Annotated in this window: 10 protein-coding genes and 1 pseudogene; 5 read left to right on the top strand and 6 right to left on the bottom strand. The window is 65.4% G+C overall.

Annotated features, from left to right (window positions below; translation table 11 throughout):
- The first annotated feature begins 44 nt into the window (after nucleotides 1-44).
- Nucleotides 45-6263, top strand: coding sequence for a DEAD/DEAH box helicase (locus tag ACZ5IQ_RS26790; protein ID WP_406801883.1), 6219 nt, complete (start codon nucleotides 45-47; stop codon nucleotides 6261-6263).
- Nucleotides 6263-8470, top strand: coding sequence for a UvrD-helicase domain-containing protein (locus tag ACZ5IQ_RS26785; protein WP_064860306.1), 2208 nt, complete (start codon nucleotides 6263-6265; stop codon nucleotides 8468-8470). The genes ACZ5IQ_RS26790 and ACZ5IQ_RS26785 overlap by 1 nt, the downstream gene beginning before the upstream one ends.
- Here the strand turns inward: ACZ5IQ_RS26785 and ACZ5IQ_RS26780 are convergent.
- From ACZ5IQ_RS26780 to ACZ5IQ_RS26765, 4 genes are all read right to left on the bottom strand, one after another.
- Complete coding sequence (locus tag ACZ5IQ_RS26780; protein WP_064860307.1) at nucleotides 8467-9180, bottom strand: type 1 glutamine amidotransferase; 714 nt, start codon at nucleotides 9178-9180, stop codon at nucleotides 8467-8469. The genes ACZ5IQ_RS26785 and ACZ5IQ_RS26780 overlap by 4 nt on opposite strands.
- Complete coding sequence (locus tag ACZ5IQ_RS26775) at nucleotides 9177-10403, bottom strand: Mur ligase family protein (RefSeq protein WP_133428442.1); 1227 nt, start codon at nucleotides 10401-10403, stop codon at nucleotides 9177-9179. Before ACZ5IQ_RS26775 ends, ACZ5IQ_RS26780 begins: the two co-directional genes overlap by 4 nt.
- Before the next feature lie 56 nt (nucleotides 10404-10459).
- Nucleotides 10460-11539, bottom strand: a complete 1080-nt coding sequence (locus ACZ5IQ_RS26770; RefSeq protein WP_133428443.1) for an SDR family oxidoreductase — start codon at nucleotides 11537-11539, stop codon at nucleotides 10460-10462.
- A 70-nt stretch (nucleotides 11540-11609) separates the two neighbouring features.
- Nucleotides 11610-12509 carry an alpha/beta hydrolase gene (locus ACZ5IQ_RS26765; protein ID WP_133428444.1) on the bottom strand — a complete coding sequence of 300 codons (900 nt, stop codon included), beginning with the start codon at nucleotides 12507-12509 and terminating at the stop codon, nucleotides 11610-11612.
- 85 nt (nucleotides 12510-12594) lie between these two features.
- Here ACZ5IQ_RS26765 and ACZ5IQ_RS26760 point away from each other — a divergent pair, with 85 nt between their 5' ends.
- The 3 genes from ACZ5IQ_RS26760 to ACZ5IQ_RS26750 all read left to right on the top strand — a co-directional run bounded on the left by ACZ5IQ_RS26760 (nucleotide 12595) and on the right by ACZ5IQ_RS26750 (nucleotide 15410).
- A complete protein-coding gene (locus ACZ5IQ_RS26760) occupies nucleotides 12595-13200 on the top strand; it encodes a TetR/AcrR family transcriptional regulator (RefSeq protein ID WP_133428446.1) in 606 nt (201 codons plus the stop codon).
- 69 nt (nucleotides 13201-13269) lie between these two features.
- Nucleotides 13270-14268 (top strand): DEDDh family exonuclease, encoded by a 999-nt coding sequence (locus ACZ5IQ_RS26755; RefSeq protein WP_133428445.1) that lies wholly within the window; start codon nucleotides 13270-13272, stop codon nucleotides 14266-14268.
- 77 nt (nucleotides 14269-14345) lie between these two features.
- Entirely contained in the window at nucleotides 14346-15410 is a 1065-nt protein-coding gene (locus tag ACZ5IQ_RS26750) for an IS630 family transposase (RefSeq protein ID WP_064860309.1), read from the top strand.
- A 389-nt stretch (nucleotides 15411-15799) separates the two neighbouring features.
- Here the strand turns inward: ACZ5IQ_RS26750 and ACZ5IQ_RS26745 are convergent.
- Both ACZ5IQ_RS26745 and ltrA read right to left on the bottom strand, forming a co-directional pair.
- Nucleotides 15800-16936: pseudogene (locus ACZ5IQ_RS26745) on the bottom strand (IS3 family transposase); the annotation flags it as partial.
- On the bottom strand, nucleotides 16903-18450 hold the full coding sequence (gene ltrA / locus ACZ5IQ_RS26740) for a group II intron reverse transcriptase/maturase (protein ID WP_464480510.1): 1548 nt from the start codon (nucleotides 18448-18450) through the stop codon (nucleotides 16903-16905). The gene ltrA and the pseudogene ACZ5IQ_RS26745, both read right to left, overlap by 34 nt.
- Nucleotides 18451-19012 lie beyond the last annotated feature (562 nt).

Here is a 19012-nt window from a genome sequence, read left to right as displayed (position 1 = left end):
AAGTCTGTCAATTGCCTGTCAGACGTCAGACGTAGAATCCGGCGATGCGACAGGCGCAATCTGGCACCTCCACCGGCACGGAGGCCTTTGAGCTGCTCCCGATCTCGCAGGCCGCGTCCATCCGGGACAGCTTGCTCGATTACTTGGGAACGACGTTCGCCCTTGCCGATCCAGATGCGCGCTATGCGCTGGACGAATTTCTGCAGCATCCGGAAACCGGGTTGTTCCGGGGGCCGTATGTGCGTCTCCGTCTGCCGTTCCGTCCCGCCGATCCCGGGTGGCGCGACAGTCTGGAGTGGTACGAGGGCTTCACACCCTACGGCCATCAGGCGGCGGCCTTTGAGCGGCTGAGCAGTTTCAACCTCACCGCCGACAAGCCCCGTCCTTTACCGACGTTGGTCACCACGGGTACCGGGTCGGGTAAGACCGAGTCGTTCCTGTATCCGATCCTCGATCACGTTCAGCGCGCCAAACGCCAGGGCATCACCGGGACGAAAGCGATCATCCTGTACCCGATGAACGCGCTGGCCAACGATCAGGCGAGCCGTCTGGCGTCGATTATCGTTTGCAACGAGCCGATCAGCGGCGTCACCGCCGCCCTCTACACCGGTCAGGAAGGTCCCGAACGCTCCAAAGTCAGCGCCGACGGACTGATTGCGAGCCGCGACATCATCCGCGACTGCGCGCCCGACATCCTGCTCACCAATTACAAGATGCTCGACCAGCTACTGCTTCGTCACGCTGACGCAGGCATCTGGCGGCAGAGCGCACACAGCCTGCAGTACCTGGTGCTCGACGAATTCCACACCTATGACGGCGCCCAAGGCACCGACGTGTCAATGCTGTTGCGCCGTCTCGGGTTAACGCTGAAAAGCTACTGGAACGCCGCCGACCAGAGCCTGACCGAGGAAGACTGGAGGCGGCCGCTGGGTCGCATCACACCGATCGCGACGTCGGCGACCTTGGGGGACAAGGGCGATCCACGCACCATGCTGGACTTCGCCGAAACCGTATTCGGCGAGCCGTTCGACCAATCGGCGGTCGTCACCGAGTCGCGGTTCGGCATCGACGAATGGGCGGCGGGTGCACCTCCACCGTGGCCTCCGAATGATGTTGACGCATCGGTGATTAGCGGGGTTGTTCACCGGGTTCGGGCACTTCAGAAGCCGACACCTCCCGCCGCCATTGCGGTTGAAGTCCTGGCAGCGCTGTATGATTCGGCGCCACGTGAGGCGATCGAGGATGCTGACGCTGAAGCGTTGCTCAACTTGGCCAAACAGCATCCGTTGGTCCAAGCGGTCGTTTCGGCGTCGGGCGACGCGATGTCGTTGGCTGACCTCGCGGCGGAGACCGTGAATCCTCGCGAGATCGCGGTGGCCAGGCCGGCCGATGTCGAGGCGTTCTTCGAAGCGGTGCTGGGGATGCTCAGCCACCTCCGTAAGGAGTGCGGCCGCGAAGCGGTTTCGCTAGAGGCACACTTGTGGATCCGTGAGCTGACCCGTGTCGGGCGTGAGGCGGCCGGTTCGCCTCGGCTGATCTGGGAGGACGACGGCATCGTCGCCGACGCCTCGGGCCACGCGCTGCCGACGTTCCCGGCGATCTACTGCCGGCACTGCCACCGCTCCGGCTGGGGCGTGATCCTGGCGCCCACCGGCTGGGAACTGGACTCCAGCGATGACGCGATCCGCACGAAGCACATGAAGGGCGATGAACGGTTCCGACCACTTATCTACGCTCCCGCTGACGGGGACCGCGAACCGGAGGCAGGCGAAGACTCCAACCTGATGTGGTTCGACGTCGACGCGCGGCAACTGGTGTCCGCGTGCGGCGGCGGCGAAGAGTCCGTCGTACTTCCGGTGCTGACCCACAAGGGCGACAACGCGGGAGACCTCTCGAAGAAGGACACCTGCCCGTCGTGTCTTCGTGCGGAGGGGATTCGGTTCCTGGGTTCGGCGATCGCGACCATGCTGTCGGTGTCGCTGTCAGGGCTGTTCGGCACACCAGGATTGGACCCGCGGGAGAAGAAAGCCCTGGTGTTCACCGACAGCGTGCAGGACGCGGCGCACCGGGCCGGATTCGTCCAGGCCCGCTCCCACGCGCTGACTCTGCGCTCGCTGGTGCGCCAGGCGATCGGCGACGACGACATCGACCTCGCGAAACTGGCCGCGCGCGTCGTGGATCTGGCCGGCGATGACCAGAGCAAGCGCTATCGCGTGCTGCCGCCCGAGCTCGCCGCGCGGGAGAAGTTCGAGAAGTTCTGGTCGACGCCGACTCTGCGGCAGGTTCCGCGGCAGGTGCGTGGCTGGGTGGAGAAACGGTTGCTGCTCGACATCGAGCTGGAATTCGGTTTGCGCTCGAATGTCGGTCGCACGCTTGAGCTTTCGGGCAGTGCCGTCGCTGAGCTCGACGCGAACCCCGGCCTGCTGACCCGCTGCGCCCGATCCGCGTGGGAGGCCGCCGCGGGAACGCAGTCGAGCATCATCAACACAACCGACGATCTGCTGCTGCGGTGGGTCGTCGGCGTCATCGAGCGGATGCGCACACGGGGCGCGATCGACCACGAATGGTTCGCCAAGTTCCGGCAGGAGGACGGGAACCGCTGGTGGATCACCGGTGGCCGCAAACGCCAAGAAGGCATGCCCGGCTTCGGCAAAGGAAGCTCCACGCCGGGATTCCCGGTAGCCGGCAAGCGCGGCAGTGGTGATACCGATCTGGAACCGGTGGCCTCCGTCCGAGGCTGGTATGCCGCATGGACCAAGAAGGTGCTCGGCCTGGATACCGCCAACGACGGCGCCACCCTCGCCCGGCTGCTGTTCGAGCAGCTGGCCGATCGCGGCGTCATCGGAACCGTCACCTCCAAGACAGGTGCCACCACCTATCACCTCGATCCGCGCGCGCTGATCGTGCGCGCTGTCGTGCCCGACGAGATGGCGGGCGGCGAAGTGGCGCTGCAGTGCGACGATTGCCACGCGGTCACCGTGGCCGCGCCGGATGCAGTGGCCCGACTGGTCGGCGGCCCTTGCTTTGTCCCGCGCTGCGCTGGTCTCCAGCGTGCCTTTCCGTTGCAGGACAACTTCTATCGCCAGATGTACGAATCGTCCGACATTCAGCGGGTGGTGGCACGCGAGCACACCAGCCTCTTGGAGGACAAGGTTCGGCTGGAGTACGAGAACCAGTTCAAGGCCCGCAATCCCGCGCCCAATGCGCCCAACGTCTTGGTTGCGACACCCACGCTGGAGATGGGTATCGACATCGGCGACCTGTCGGCCGTCATGTTGGCATCGGTGCCCAAGACCGTCGCCAATTACCTGCAGCGGGTGGGCCGCGCCGGCCGCATCACCGGCAATGCGTTCAACCTCGCGTTCGTCACCGCCCGAGGTGACCAGCTACCGAGGTTTTACCGGCCACTGGACATCATCAACGGTGCGGTGCGACCGCCCGCCACTTACCTTGACGCCGAAGAGATTCTGCGCCGCCAGTTCGTAGCGTCGGTCGCCGATCGCCTGGCCCGCGACAAGGACATGCCGCACCCACGCAACACCGTGGAGGCGTTGTCATCCACCGTCGCCGGAACCTACCTCGGGACGCTCATCCACGAGGCCGAGACCAACCCCGCACTCATCGATGCATTCGTCGGCGGGTTCAGCTCCCTTGATCGTGATGTGGTCAAGCGGCTGCGCGAGTGGGCCACGCCCGGTGGCGGCCTCGCGGACCGATGCCATCAAGCATCGTTGGCGTGGTCGAAACGCCTTGAAACACTGGGACATCGGCGCACACAGGTTCAGGGTGTGCTTCCCGCATTGCAAGAAAAGGCGAATTCTGCGGCCGCCACCGAAGACGACCGACGCGAATACCGCACCGCGCTCGCAGCATTGAACCTCACCAACCGTCAGATCAGCGATCTGCGCAGCGAATACTGGATCAGCACGCTGGAAACGTTCGGGTTGTTCCCGAACTACACACTGCTCGACGACTCCGTGACCCTCGCCGTGTCGGTGTCGTGGATGGACCCCGAAACCCAGTCCTACGACGACACCTCCTTCGAACTCTCCCGGGGATCGGCTGCGGCGCTACGCGATTTCGCACCCGGCTCAACGTTTTACGCCAACGGATTCGCGATCGCGATCGACGCCGTCGATCTGGGCGTCGAGGGTGAGGCGATGCGGGCGTGGGCGTGCTGCCCGGACTGCGGATTCATCGACGAGGAAGCCTCGCCCGCGAAGTGTCCACGCTGCGAGGCAACAGGTATCGCCGACGTCGGGCAACGCATCCCTGTGGTGGAGTTGACCGCGGTGTCTTCGGCGATCCGCCGCGAAGAAGCCACCATCGACGACGTGCGCGATGAACGGACCCGCGAGCGCTTCGACATCGTGTTCGCTGCCGACATCGACGGAGCCGGTACGTCCCGCACCTGGTACGCCAACGATGTCGGGTTGGGGGCCAAGCACATTCGTGGCCTGACTTTGCGGTGGCTCAACATCGGCAAGACCCACGCGCCGGGCACGTCGCGGTTCATCTCCGGGGACGAGTGGAACGCGGCCATGTTCCGGCTGTGCTCCGAGTGCGGCAAGCTCGACCTCGCCACCGGCTCGAACTCGCCCCGCGAGCACCGGCCGTGGTGCTCGTTGCGTACGGCTCAGAACGAGAAGACCGTCAGCATCGCGCTGGGCCGCAAGATGGTCACTGAGGGGCTCGTCATGCGACTGCCCATCGAATGGACCGTCGGCGCAGACCCTTTCGCGATCCCGTCCATGACCGCCGCGCTGCTGCTCGGGCTGCAACAACACATCGGCGGCGCGCCCGACCACCTGCAGGTCCAGCCGATCCGCGATCCCGACAGCGGAGCCCGTGCACTCCTGATCCACGACATCGTCCCGGGCGGGACCGGATATCTGGCCGAGCTCGCCAACCCGGAGATTGTGTGGACGATCCTGCGGTTGGCACTCGACGTTGTCGCGGCGTGCCCGTGCCAGGATGACGGCAAGCTGGCCTGCGACAAATGCCTGCTGCCGTTCGCGTCGCTGCATCAGGTGAAGTACACCGACCGTGCGTACGCGGAGAACCGGCTGCGCGAACTGCTCGGCGCCCCCACCACAATGACGTGGAACTTGAAGGAAGAGTGGCCGGACACGAAGTCCCACGAATCGACTCTCGAACTCGAATTCCGTCGGGTACTGGAAGAACGGCTCAAGACTCTCGGCGCCACCATCGAACCGTTCTGGACCGGCTCTGGCATCGCGTGGAATTTCTCGCTGGGAGCCGGACGAGAGTGGACACTTCAGCCGCAGCAGAACATTTCCGGGTGCAAGCCCGACTTCGTGCTTCGGTCCAAAAAGCCCGGCGTGCCGCCGGTCGCGATCTTCACCGACGGATTCGACTTCCACGCCAGCATCACCAATAACCGACTGTGGGACGACGCCGAGAAGCGGCAAAATCTGCGCGGCCAAGGATATTTCGTGATGGCTTTCACTTGGGATGACCTCAAAGAGGCGAAACCGCCGTCGTGGTACTCGGCGCAGACCGTGTCCCCGGTGTTGGCCGCAGCCGGCGACAAGCTGTCAGCGAAAGCGGTGGACCTCATTCCGCGCGGGCCGATGGAATCCCTGTTGGCCTGGATTCAGGCGCCCTCGGCAGACGAGCGTCGAGACCTGGCCCACTGGGTGCCGTTCTTCCTCGTCCCCGACGGTGTCACACAATTGCCAATGCGGTCGGATGCCCACCTGGCGCAGGTGGGTCTTGACGTCCTCGATGGGGGTGCGCCTGCGGCAGGCGATGCCGTCGCCACGGTATGGCGACGCGACCGACTGGCCGTCGTCCTTCGTCACGTCGACCAGGCAACGTTCACATTCGCCACCGCCGTCGTGCTCGACGACGCGGAAGCCGGACCCGACGGCAAGGCCTCCTGGCAGGAATGGCTCTGGCTGTCCAATCTGCTCAGCCTGCGGCAAGCCGAAACCGTCATCACCACGCGTAACCACATGAAGCTCGGGTCGGTTGTGGTGCCAGAGGCGGAAAATGCAGACGGTGCAACAGAAGTCGAGGCCAGGCTGCTGGCGCGGATCGACGAGTTGAAGCTGCCGAAGCCGACCGTCGGCGCCGAGGTGGAAGGAATAATGACCAGCATTGCGTGGCCCGAGTACAAGATCGCTGTGGACTTGGAGCTGTACGACGAGGACCGCACAGATTTGGTCGATCTCGGTTGGCGGCTGGTTGCAGCCGAGGCGTCAGAGATTTCAGCGGTGATCGGAAAGGTGTCCTCGTAATGCCGCAGATCGTTTTCGGTCCCCAACTCGGTGATGTCGACGGCAGTACCCAGAAGGCGGTGTATGCGTTTCTGGCCAAACTCCAAAAGGACGACACCGCACCGGGACTGCACATCGAGCCGATCAACAATTGCATCGACCCGAGAGTACGAACGGGCCGAGTCAACGACTTCTACCGCGCAGTTATGGTCAAGGTCCAGGGCTCTGGCGCCGAGGCACACTACGTCTACCTCGGCACCCTTCCGCACGACGACGCGATCGAGCAGGCGCGCAAGGTCAAGGTGTCGATCAACCCGCGCAATGGAATTGCCGAGCTGATCAAAGCCGACCAGGACGCCGAGGCGGCGGCACCAAAGCCGCCGACGCCCCAGCCGGCGACGACCGAAGTTGTATCCACGGTCGAAAAGTCGTTGCGTGAACGGGAATTCACCGTCGATATGTTCACCGATCTCGGCATCGACGCCGACTTCGCCGAAGGCGTGCTCGACATCACCGACTCTTCAGAACTTCTCGACTATGCAGCCACAGCGTCTGCCAAGTGGCAGGGCGAAGCGCTGCTCGACATCTACACCGGCAAGCCACTGTCGGACGTCCGCGACGCCTACTCGATTCGTGACACGAAGACCGATGACGAATCAGACGACGACCTGCTCGAGGCGTTGAAGCATCCCGCGGCCCAGATGGAGTTCGCGTTCATCAACGGTGACGACGACTCGCTGCGGGACATCCTGGAGAAGAACGACTTTCATGCATGGCGGGTTTACCTGCATCCCGAACAACGGATGTTCGTCGACAAGCGCTACAACAGCTCCGCTCGATTATCCGGTGGCGCCGGAACCGGCAAGACCGTCGTTCTGTTGCATCGAGCCCGTGCGCTGGCCAAGGCGAATCCGTCTGCACGAATCGTGCTGACAACGTTCAACAGAACACTCGCCGATGGATTGCGCGACCAGTTGAAAGTGCTCGACCGTGACCTGCCAATCGCCAATGCGCTGGGGGAGCCCGGTATCTATGTTGGCGGCGTCGATGCGATCGCGCATCGTGTGCTGACGATGGCCGACAGCGCTGCCGTCACATCGGTGCTCGGCCCACGGGGCGCGGATGTTCTGGGTGTCGTCGGTGACGGGGAGTGGGCCAATGCGGCGGCGGGGTCGGACCTGTCGGCAGAGCTTCGTTCGCCGGGTTTCTTGGCGGCCGAGTACGGAATGATCGTGCTGCCCAACCGAATCACCTCGCGTGAGCAGTACTTGAAAGTCCGCCGACCCGGGCGCGGCGTTGCGCTCGACCGCGGCAAACGTGGGCAGGTCTGGGACATCATCGAGGCGTACCGTTCCACCGCAGCCGCCAACGGCGCGACCGACTGGGACGAGCGGGCCGCCATCGCCGCGACCTACCTGGACACGACGGGCCTGCGGTTCGCTGACCACATCCTGGTCGACGAGGCGCAGGACCTCAGCCCGACCCGGCTGATGCTCTTGCGGGCTCTGGTGGCCCCCGGGCCGAATGATCTTTTCCTGGCAGAAGATTCGCATCAACGGATCTACGGGAACCAAGTGGCACTCAAGCGGTTCGGCATCAACATCGTCGGGCGGTCCAAACGACTCACCTTGAACTACCGGACGACTGACCAGAATTTGCGGTACGCGCTCGGGATTCTCAGCGGCGAGCAATTCGTGGACCTGAACGAAGAGGCCGTGTCATCTGATGGCTATCGGTCTGCGCGCAGTGGGCCGAAACCGTTTGTTGTGCAATGTGAATCGCTCAGCGCACTCTATGAGCGGGCAGCGGGCTTCGTGAAGGAGTGGGGCGATGCCGTTGGTCCGGTTGGCCTGCTCGTGTCGACGCGCAACGAAGGTGAGCGACTGCCGCGGGTGCTGGCCGAATACGGCGCCGAGGTGCGGTTCGTCGACCGCGACGGCCAGGCCGCGTCTGGGAAAGCTGCTGTGATGACCATGCACCGCTCGAAGGGCATGGAGTTCTCCCGGGTGATTCTGGTTGGAGTAGGGAGGGACAGTCTGCCGTCGGAGTACCGGCTGAAGTCACTTCCTGAAGCTGAACGCGCAGATGCACTTCGGCGTGAGCGGTCGCTGCTATACGTCGCAGCCACTCGCGCGCGAGATGTGTTGGTGGTCTTGCACACTGGGGCTCCGAGTGAGCTACTGCCGGATACCGGTGCGCCATCGGCTAACCTGCGCGGCAGGGATTAAGCGCGACGGGGCGCGGCGAGGCGCTCGCGGCGGAGCAGGTCGACCTCGGGCAGGTCCAGGGGCGGCAGGTCGCCGACGACCTGAGCCAGCAGGTAGTCGGCCAGCTCGGGGTTGCGGGCCAGGCACGGGCCGTGCAGATAGGTCGCTACGACGCTGCCCTGCACGACACCGTCGTAGCCGGAGCCGGCGCGATTGCCGGCGCCCTTCTCGACGCGTGCCAGCGGCTGGGCCAGAGGGCCCAGATCGGTTCCGCCGCGGTGGTTTTCGAAGCCCGTCAGCTTCTGGGTCAGGCCCGCGATCACCGGAACCGACGTCACTTCGCCGATGGTGCGCTCGGGCTGGGGTGAGGTCGTGACGTCGAGCAGTCCGACGCCGTCGACGCGCTCGCCCGACGAGGTCTCGTACCAGTGCCCGAGGACCTGGATGGCGGCGCAGATGGCCAGCACGGGAGCGCCGCGTTCGGCGGCGCGTTGCAGGCCCGGGTACTGCAGCAGGTGCCGGGTGGCGAGTCGCTGGGCGTAGTCCTCGGCGCCGCCGAGGGTGTAGAGGTCCATCGAATCGGGCACCGGGTCGTTCAGGGTGATCTCGACGATCTCGGCATCAATTCCCCTGATCTGCAAGCGCTGTCGCAGGACGACGGCGTTGCCACCGTCGCCGTAGGTGCCCATGACGTCGGGCAGCACCAGACCGATGCGTACGGGCGTGCTCATGCCAGCTCCCGGCTCAGCTGCAGGAACGCCGTGTAGTTCGCGATGACCTCGACGTGCCCGGGCGGGCAGGACTTGATGGCGGCCAGCGTGTCGTGCACCAGCGTGTGGTCGACGCCCGCGTAACCCAGGCGCACCGCAAGATCGGTGCCGCGTTCGCCGGCCGACACGATGGGCGCCGGGAAGTCGACGAAGTGCTCGAAGTTCACGTCCCACAGCCAGGACAGGTCTTCGCCGTCGGGCACCTGGCCGTTCACCGAAATGACCGCTCCGGCAACGTCACTGGAGACCATCGACAGCGCCTCCTGCCAGCCGGCGGGGTTCTTGGCCAGCAGCATGCGCACGGTGTGCTCGCCGACCTGCAGGGTCCGGTAGCGGCCGGCGACCTCGTCGACCGTCGACACCGCCGCCACCGCCGCGGCGGGCGACGCGCCCAGCGCCACCGCCGCGGCGACTGCCTGCGTCGCGTTGCCGCGGTTCACCGTGCCGGGCAGGGCCAGCGTCATGGGTGCGGTAAAGCCTTCGGGCCCATAGATGTTCGTCTCGTCGTACCACCACTGCGGAGCCGGCCGGGAAAAATCGCAACCGGTCGAATACCAGTGCCCGTTCTCCCGGACGATCACCTCACCGCTGCGCGGACAGCTCACCGAGTCGCCCGACCAACCGCCGCCGGCGGCCACCCACACCACGTTGGGACTGTCGTACGCCGCCGATGTCACCAGCACGTCGTCACAGTTGGCCACCACCACAGCCGACGGGTGCCGGGCCAACCCGGCGCGCAACGTCCGTTCGATGTGGTTGATCTCGCCGACCCGGTCCAGCTGGTCACGGGACAGGTTGAGCAACACGATCACCGACGGGTCGACCGCGTCGGAAACGTGCGGTACGTGCATCTCGTCGACTTCGAGGGCGGCCAGTGTCGCCTTACGGGAACCAGCCAACGCGGCGATGAGGCCCGCGTCCATGTTGGCGCCCTCGCTGTTGGAGGCCACCGGCCCGATGGTCGCCAGCGCCGCGGCCGTCATCCGCGTCGTCGTGGACTTGCCGTTGGTGCCGGTGACAACGACGGACCGCCGCCCGGAACCGAGCTGCCCCAGGATCGACGGGTCCAGCTTCATCGCGACGAGCCCGCCGATCATGGCGCCGGCACCGCGGCCCGTCACGCGTGACGCCCAACGGGCGGCGGCGCCCGCGCCCAGCGCGACACGTCCTCGTGCGGTGATCATCCCCGGAAGTCTAAGAGGGCAGCCCCGGATGTGACGACACGTGTGAGGGTGCCCACTTACGGCAGTCGGATGCTCGGCCGCTTGCGCACGATGCCGTCGTCGAGCATCTGCTGGAAGTGGTCGATGACCGTTTGCTCGATGGGCCGGTACACCAATCCCAGTTCGCTCTGGCTGCGGCTGGCGTCGAAGACCAGCGGGTATCCCACGTTGGTGTCCACGAACTCGCGCGTCAGCCCGAGCACCGGCGCGACAGCCTTCACGGCGACCTTGGGCACGTTGAGCCACGGGAACGGATACAGCACGCCGAACTCGCCGCGCAGGATCTGGCCGATCTCGAGCAGGCTCAGCGACGCGGCGTTGACGAGGTAGCGGTCGTGCGCCTCGGGGGTGAAGCCGGCGCGCACGTGGGCGTCGGCGACATCGCGGACGTCCACGACGCCAGAGGTCAGCTCCGGTGCGCCGGTCAGCATGGTGCCGTCGGCGAACTGCTTCATGGTGGCCAGGCTGGCCGAGTCGCTGGCGCTGGTCAGGGAGGGCCCGAGCACCAGGCCGGGGTGGATGGTGACCAGATCCCAGCGGTTCTGCGCCTTCTGGTACTTCCAGGCCTCCTGCTCGGCCACGGTCTTGGAATACGAGTACGGCTGGTGGTCGACACTGCTGGTGGTGTTCCACTGGTCCTCGGTGAAGACGCCGCCGGGGACGTCGCGGGATTCGCGGGCGTCACCGTAGATCGCCACCACGCTGCTGGTCAGCACCACGCGCTTGACGCTCTCGGTGCGGTTGACCGAATCCAGCACGTTGCGGGTGCCTTCCAGCGCGGGGCGCACGAGCGACTCCTGCGCGTCGGTGACGCCCTGCAGCAGGAACGGTGACGCGGTGTGCATGACGAGCTCGCAGCCGGCCATCGCCTCGTCGAAGCTGCCGATGTCGAGCAGATCCGCCTTGAAGAGCGTGAGCTTGCCGGGATGGTCGGCCGACAGCTTGTGCAGGTGCTCGAGGCCTGTCGGCTTCTGCGGGTTGCGCACCGTGCCGTGCACGGTATGCCCGGCTTCGAGGAGGTAGCGGACGATCCAGCTGCCGATATACCCGCTGGCGCCGGTGACGAGGACGGGGGCGTCGGGGGCGATCGTGGTCATGCCCGTGACGATAGCGTCGAGCACCTCGCCGAGGGGTTCATCTCCCACAATCCAGATTTGTTGCCGCCGGTCACGATGTGGCCGCCGGAACGTGGCGCGACAGGAAGTCGAGCTGGTCGGTGACGTTGCGTTCGAACTCCTCGCCGACATAGATGTCGAAATGGCCGGTGTCGTAGAGCTTGATCTCGCCCCGGGGTGCCTGCGCGGCGTACTTCCGGGTCGGCCCCGGCGGGGCGACGGCGTCCTGCTCGCAGATGGCGAAGAAGATCGGGCAGGTGACGTTGCGGGCCCGGCGGCCGGGGAAGTGGCGCACGATCTGCAGGGCGAAGCGCGCTGCGACGTCGCGTTCGATTTCGGCGTCCGGTGGCAAGAGGTTCTGGATCCCCGCGACCGAATCGGGTGAGGTCATCAGCGCCGTCGACCCGGGCGGTCCGTACGTCGGAACCATGACGGGATCGCGGCCGAGGAGGGCGCCGATCTGGTCGCGCACCGCGAGGGCGGTGACCTTGGCCGACGTCGACGGCGGGATGGCGAACGACGACGCGAAGCCGTCGGTGAACGGGCACTGCGCGATTGCCGCGGCAAGCCGCTTGTCCTGCGCGGCCGTGACGATCACGTGCCCGCCGCCGAACGAGGTTCCCCAGACCACGACGCGGTCGGGATCGACGCCGTCGAGGGTGTGGGCGTACGCGATGGCGCTGCGCCAGTCTTCGAGTTGCCTGTCGATATCGAGCAGCTGGCGCGGTTCGCCCGCGCTGGCGCCGAAGTGCCGGTAGTCGAAGACGACGCAGGCGTAGCCGGCGGCGGTGAAGCGCTCGGCAAAGGCGTCGAGGCGCATTTCCTTGACGCCGCCGAGACCGTGGGCCATCACGATGATCGGCCGCTTTCCGGTGGCGGGGGTTTTGGGCGTGTACAGCCAGGCGGCGCAGGTGGCGTCGCCCGACGGGAAAGTCACATCGGTGCGGGTCATGAAGCGACGATATGTAAGTAACCCCAAAATTGTAAGTACTTACAAAAGTGGTACCGGTTACACTCTGGGCGTGGCCGATCCCGGGATGACCAGAACGCAGCGACGGGCCGAGGCCAACCGTCGCGCCGTCGTCGACGCTGCCCGCGAGATCATCGCGACCGAAGGTGTGCACGGGCTGAATCTCGAGGCCGTCGCCGAGCGGGCCGACGTCGCACTGCAGACCGTCTACAACCGCGTGGGCGGGCGGGCCGCATTGCTCACCGCAGTCGCCGAGCAGGCGATGGAGGAGAACCGGGCCTACATGGATGCGGCGTACGCGGCCGACGGCACGGTGGAAGAGCGAATAATGCTGGCGGCCAACGCGTATGCCCGCTTTGCCCGCGAACGTCCGCACGAATTCCAGATCCTCGTCGAACCGCCGGACGTCCCGGACGCGGTCGACCGCATCGCCGAGCTGACCCGTACCCAGAACGCGAAACTCGCGGCCGTGCTGCGCACCGGTATCGAAGCCGGGTTGGTGAATCCCGCTCTCGACCCCGACGACCTCGCGACGATGTTCTGGGCGACCTTCAACGGTCTGCTGGCCCTGTCCTGGCGTCCGGGAGCGCTGCGGTCCGGCCCAGAAGAAATCGACCGACTGCTCGCGGCATACCTGGCCACGGTCGCAGACGGTCTGCGTGTCCGGGTCTGATCCGGCTCCGATCGGCGACACGCTGCGCTGCCCGCCAAATCTGTCGGGGGTCCATGCCATCCTTGCCACGTGGACGAAACCAACCTCGGCTGGGGCCGACCGGCCACTGAGGCCGGCGCGGGTTGGGCTGTCGTCGACGTCGAGACATCGGGATTCGACCCCGGCCACGCCCGGGTCATCAGCGTCGCGGCGCTGGCCCTCGGAGACGACGGCAATGTGGAGCACTCGTTCAGCAGCCTGCTGAATCCCGGAGTCGATCCCGGCCCCACGCACGTGCACGGATTGACCTCCGAGATGCTGGCGGGCCAGCCGACCTTCGGTGAGGTCGTCGGCGACCTGGCCGCCGTGCTGTCCGGTCGCACGCTGGTCGCTCACAACGCCGGTTTCGATTACGCCTTCCTGGCCGCCGAGTGCGAGCGCGTCGGCGCGGTCCTGCCCGTCGACAGCGTCATGTGCACCGTCGAACTGACCCGCCGGCTCAACCTGGGCACCGAGAACCTGCGCCTGGAGACCCTGGCGACGCACTACGGCGCGACGCAGATCCGTCCGCACGATGCCCTCGACGACGCCATGGTGCTGGCCCAGATCCTCAAACCGGCACTGGCCGCGGCGCGCGAGCACCGGCGCTGGCTGCCCATCCGCAACGTGGGCCGCAAGCGCTGGCCGAGCGGCGCCATCACGCACGACGAACTCCGGCCGCTGAAAGTCCTGGCGTCGCGACTGCCGTGTGCCTACGCCAACCCCGGCCGGTTCGTCGCCGGCCAGCCGTTGGTGCAGGGCATGCGGGTGGCGCTGTCGGGTGAGATGCAGCGCACGCACGAAGAAGTCATCGAGCGCATCGTGCACGTCGGACTGTCCTACTCCGACAGCGTCGACGCCCATACCTCGCTGGTCATCTGCAACGACCCGGCGCCCGCTCAGGGCAAGGGCTACCAGGCCAGGGAGCTCGGCGTCCCGCTGGTCTCCGACGCCGACTTCATGGCGCTCCTGGGCCACGTCGTCGGCGGTTCGGACGTCGAAGAGTTCGTCGACCGCACGCCGGCCGGCGACCAATTCATGTTGTTCTAGTGGTGTGTCTCGTAAATAAATAGTCGTATGTTGGTTATTCTGTCTGGGTGAGTGCATCACCAGCAGCGGCCTTGCCAATGACGCCGGCCGAGCGTGAAACGTTGGAGAAGCTGGAACGGTCGCACACTGCGCCGCATCAGCAGGTGCTGCGGGCGAAGGTGCTGCTGATGGCCGCCGACGGTGAGGCCAATACCCGGATCGCCGAGGAAGTTGGGGTGACACCGGTGACGGTGCGCAGCTGGCGTGAGCGGTTCAGTCAGGACGGGCTTGCCGGGCTGGGCAAGATCCGGGTCGGGCGCGGCCGCAAGCCGTCGATTTCGGAGGAGACGATCGCCGAGATTGTGCGGTTGACCACGACGACAACTCCCGATGGTGCCACGCATTGGTCATGTCGCACGATGGCCAAGCGAGTCGGGGTCAGTTCGGCTACGGTGCAACGGATTTGGTCCGACTTAGGTCTCAAGCCCCATCGGGTGGACACGTTCAAGGTGTCAGGGGATCCCACGTTTGAGGACAAACTCATCGATGTGGTCGGGTTGTATCTGAATCCGCCCGAGCAGGCCATCGTGTTGTGCATGGATGAGAAGTCCCAGATCCAGGCGTTGGACCGCACCCAGGCGTCACTGCCGATGGTCAAGGGGCGGGCCGCCACCATGACCCATGACTACAAACGAAACGGCACCACCACGCTGTTCGCCGCACTGGACGTGCTGACCGGCACGGTGATCGGCCAATGCCTGCCCCGACACCGCCACACCGAGTTCATCAAATTCCTCAACACAATCGACCGCGAAGTTCCCCGGGGGTTACAGGTCCACCTGATCTTGGACAATTACGCCACCCACAAGCACGTCGAGGTCACGAACTGGATGAAGCGGCACAAGCGGTTTCATTTCCATTTCACCCCGACCTCATCGTCATGGCTCAACCAGGTCGAACGGTGGTTCCGCGACCTGACCGACAAGAACCTACGCCGCGGTATCTTCGGCAGTGTGCCCGAGTTGATCGCCAGCATCGAGTCATACCTCAACGCCCACAACGCCGATCCCAAGCCCTACGTGTGGACGGCCACCGCCGAATCCATCCTCGCCAAAGTTCGCCGCGCACGCACCAAACTCCAACAAGCAGTCAATCAAAACTGAGACACACCACTAGCGGTCTCCGCTGAAACACTTTGGTCACCTTGTTTGCGCTGGCCACGGTAGGTAGCTGACGTAGCGGCGCAGCCCAGGGGAATTCATTTCGGTGATCAGACGTGCGCGGTGAGAACGGCCACCACGTCACGTCCTCTGTGTTCTGGGCCGATCTGCCTGGTCCGGCATCGTTTGGGCGTTGGCCCCGCGGTGGTTGTCGGACTAGTCCTGCGTCAGGACGCTGGGGTTGCGGGCATGACATCGAGGCTTCGGACACAGTCGCAGTTTGTCGCAGCAAAGGTTTTCGAGCGATTGCGCCGGCACATCACGCGAGAATTTTTTGGTGCAGGTCGAGCTTCATCGACGCTGGTTGAACCGCCCCAGGTTCTCCGCCGCTGCTATATGGGTTGACGCTCTCGGTTGAGGGCGTCGTAGTGGGCTTGCTCGTATTCGACTGGGGTGACCATGCCCAGAGTTGAGTGCAGCCGTCGGTTGTTGTACCACTCGACCCAGGCCGCTGTCGCGTACTCGACGTCGGCGACGGTGCGGAACGGGCCCGGCTGGAACACCGTGGTGCGGATGCATTCGGTCTTGTACAGGCCGTTGATGGTCTCCATCAACGCATTGTCATAGGCGTCTCCCACGCTGCCGATCGATGGTGAAATCCCTTCCAGTTCAAGGTGTTCGGTGAATCTGATCGACGTGTACTGGCTGCCCGCGTCGCTATGATGGATCAGTGCGCCGGCCGTGGTGGGGTGGCCTTCGTGGTCGCGTTGCCATACCGCCATGCGTAATGGGGTCATGACCAGATCCGTGGCCTTGGACGTCGAGGCGTGCCAGGCCACGATCCGCTGGGCGAACACGTCCACGATGAACGCCACGTAGACAAATCCGGCCCAGCTGCGCACGTAGGTGAAGTCGGTGACCCACACCCGGTTCGGGGCATCGGCACAGAAGTTGCGGTTGAGCAGATCCGGCGCCCGAGAGCCGCCGGCGTCCGGGATCGTGGTGCGCACCTTCTTGGACCGCCGGATGCCCTGTAAACCCAATGTGCGCATAGCTCGGTCCACGGCCCCAGCGGATGCGTCCGGCAGGGCGGTACGGCGGATCAGGGCGGTCATTTTGCGCCGCCCGTAGAGCCCCTCGGGCGCCAGTACCTTCTGCCCGGCAGCGTTAGTCGACCAGGCGACCTCGTGGACGGCGTCGATGACCTGGGCGTCGGTGATGGTGCGGGCCGCTACGGCCCGGCCCGGTTGCTTCCAGGACCGGTAGGTGCGCGCGGCGATCTGGCAGCCCTGCTCGTGCAGGACCCGGCAGATCGACTCGACCGCGTGCCCGGCGGCGCGTTGATCGTCGATGAACGCGGCGATCAACGGTTGCGGGGGTCGGTGAAAGTCGGCCCGGGACGCGGTGACAACCGTTGGGGCTGTTCCGTTTTCCCGGGCCGCTTCCCGAACCCGGCGTGCACCTTTCAATGCACCGGGCTCTCCACAAGACCCGGTCAGGCTGCTGTGGTGTCCTCCTCGTCGGTCGGCCAGGGCGAGGGAATGACCGCACCGCGGTAGCGGTAGCGGGTCGTGCCGATCTTCTCCAGATCGATCAGCACACGGTCCTCGGTGGCTGGCCACCAGCCGCCGCCGCAATATTGGCGGCGCAGGTCTTTCCAGGTCGACTTGCGGTGTTTTCGTCGGAGCCAGCGCCACACCGTCTGCCACGTGTAGTGACTGAGGTAGGAGAAGGTCGCCGAGGACACCCCGGCCCGGAAATAGCCCGCCCATCCCTGCAGCGTCGCGTTGATGCGGCGCAGCAGGTCATCGAGCGGCTGGTTGAGTTCAACTGTTCGGCGCAGCGTCTTGATCTTCCGTTTGACCGCCAACACGGCCTTCGTGGACGGATGAACATAGACGTAGCTGCAGCTGGTGCCCCGCTTGCGGCGACGCTGGATGCGCCACCCGAGGAAGTCCAGCCCCTCGTCGATATGGGTGATCAGGGTCTTGTCCGGTGCCAGACGCAACCCCATCGTCGCCAACACGGCGGCGATGTCCTCCTGTAGTGCTTCGGCGTGGGCTCTGGTGCCCCGCACCATCAGACACCAGTCGTCGGCATAGCGGACCAGCCGAAAGTTCGGCTGCCCGTGACGAAGTCGTCGAGCGCGCTCAACCGAGCCGGTAGCCGGACCACCCGGCAACCCGGCAATGTGTTCATCGAGCACCGACAACGCCACATTGGCCAACAGCGGCGAAAGAATCCCACCCTGCGGAGTTCCGGCGGTGCTGTCCGCCAGCAGGCCGTCCTCGGTGAGGATGCCCGCCTTGAGGAACGCCTTCACCAACCCCAAGACACGGTTGTCACCGACGCGTCGACGCACCCGCCCCATCAGAGCGGTGTGGTCGATCTCATCGAAACAGGCCTTGATGTCTCCCTCAACAACCCAGTCATAACACCGGGGACGTGTTGCGAGATAACGCACTTCGGCCACCGCATCATGAGCGCGGCGCTTCGGACGGAAACCGTAGGAACACGGCAGGAAATCCGCCTCAAAGATCGGCTCCAACACCAACTTCAACGATGCCTGGACCACCCGATCGGCCACGGTGGGAATCCCCAAGCGGCGCAACGCACCACCGGTCTTGGGGATCATCCGCTCGCGCACCGGCAACGGGCGGAAACTGCGGTCCTTCAACTGCGACCGCAGTTCATCGAGGAACACCTCGATGCCCTGCCCGGCAGTGATGGACGACGCGGTGCGCCGATCCACCCCGGCCGTGGCGGCACCCTTATTCCCGCTGACCCGATCCCACGCCACCAACACGAACGCGGGATCGGCGACGAGGTTGAACAGATCGTCGAACCGGCGATCAGGATCATCGCGTGCCCAACGGTGCAGCTTGGTCTGGATCTTCAGTACCCGTTGCCGCGCCAGCATCAGCGCCAACTCCAGCTCGTCGGTATTCACCGGCGACATAACTTCCTCTCCTGACCTTCCAGTTTCCGCACTGCATGTCTTGCTGGCCCCCTTCGCCCTGTGACCGCCTTTCTCGGTCTCCACGACGGGCACGTCACCGCCCGCGACTACTACGAGGCCTCCGCCCCACCCTGAAATGCGGTTCCTTGACTCCGAACCCGAGTCGTCACACCCGCCCCGACTGGCTGCCGGAAACGAAATGAGCGGTCCCGCAGGGTGGTTCCCACGTTCACCAGGTCATCGATTGGTCAGGGAGGCGCCCAGCTCTACTCCGGCAGCATCGCCACGGCTACGCCGCAGGCCTTCACCGTGGCCTCCCCACCGCTGGAACTAAACGGCTTCGGAGTCAAACCCCACCCGCTCGGGTTCGTGCACTGCACACCGGCCCATATCCACCAGATTGGAGCCGGCTTCGCGGTTACGGAGCGTCTGACACTGGTTCGCTTACGCTGCACCTTCTGACCTTGCTCGACAAGCCCGCACCGTCTGGCAGTACCGGCACGGCTCGCCTTCTCGGGACCGCTTGCCACCGCTCACCGTCGTTCCCGGCGATCGGCTGCCCCGATGCTTCCTCAGGCCGCTGCGACGACCCAAAGGAGACGGTCTCTCACCGCCTCTCGATATACCCAGCGCCTCGTGGCGCACA

The sequence above is a fragment of the Mycobacterium toneyamaense genome, assembly GCF_055384815.1.
This window is presented reverse-complemented; position numbering and strand designations above follow the sequence as displayed.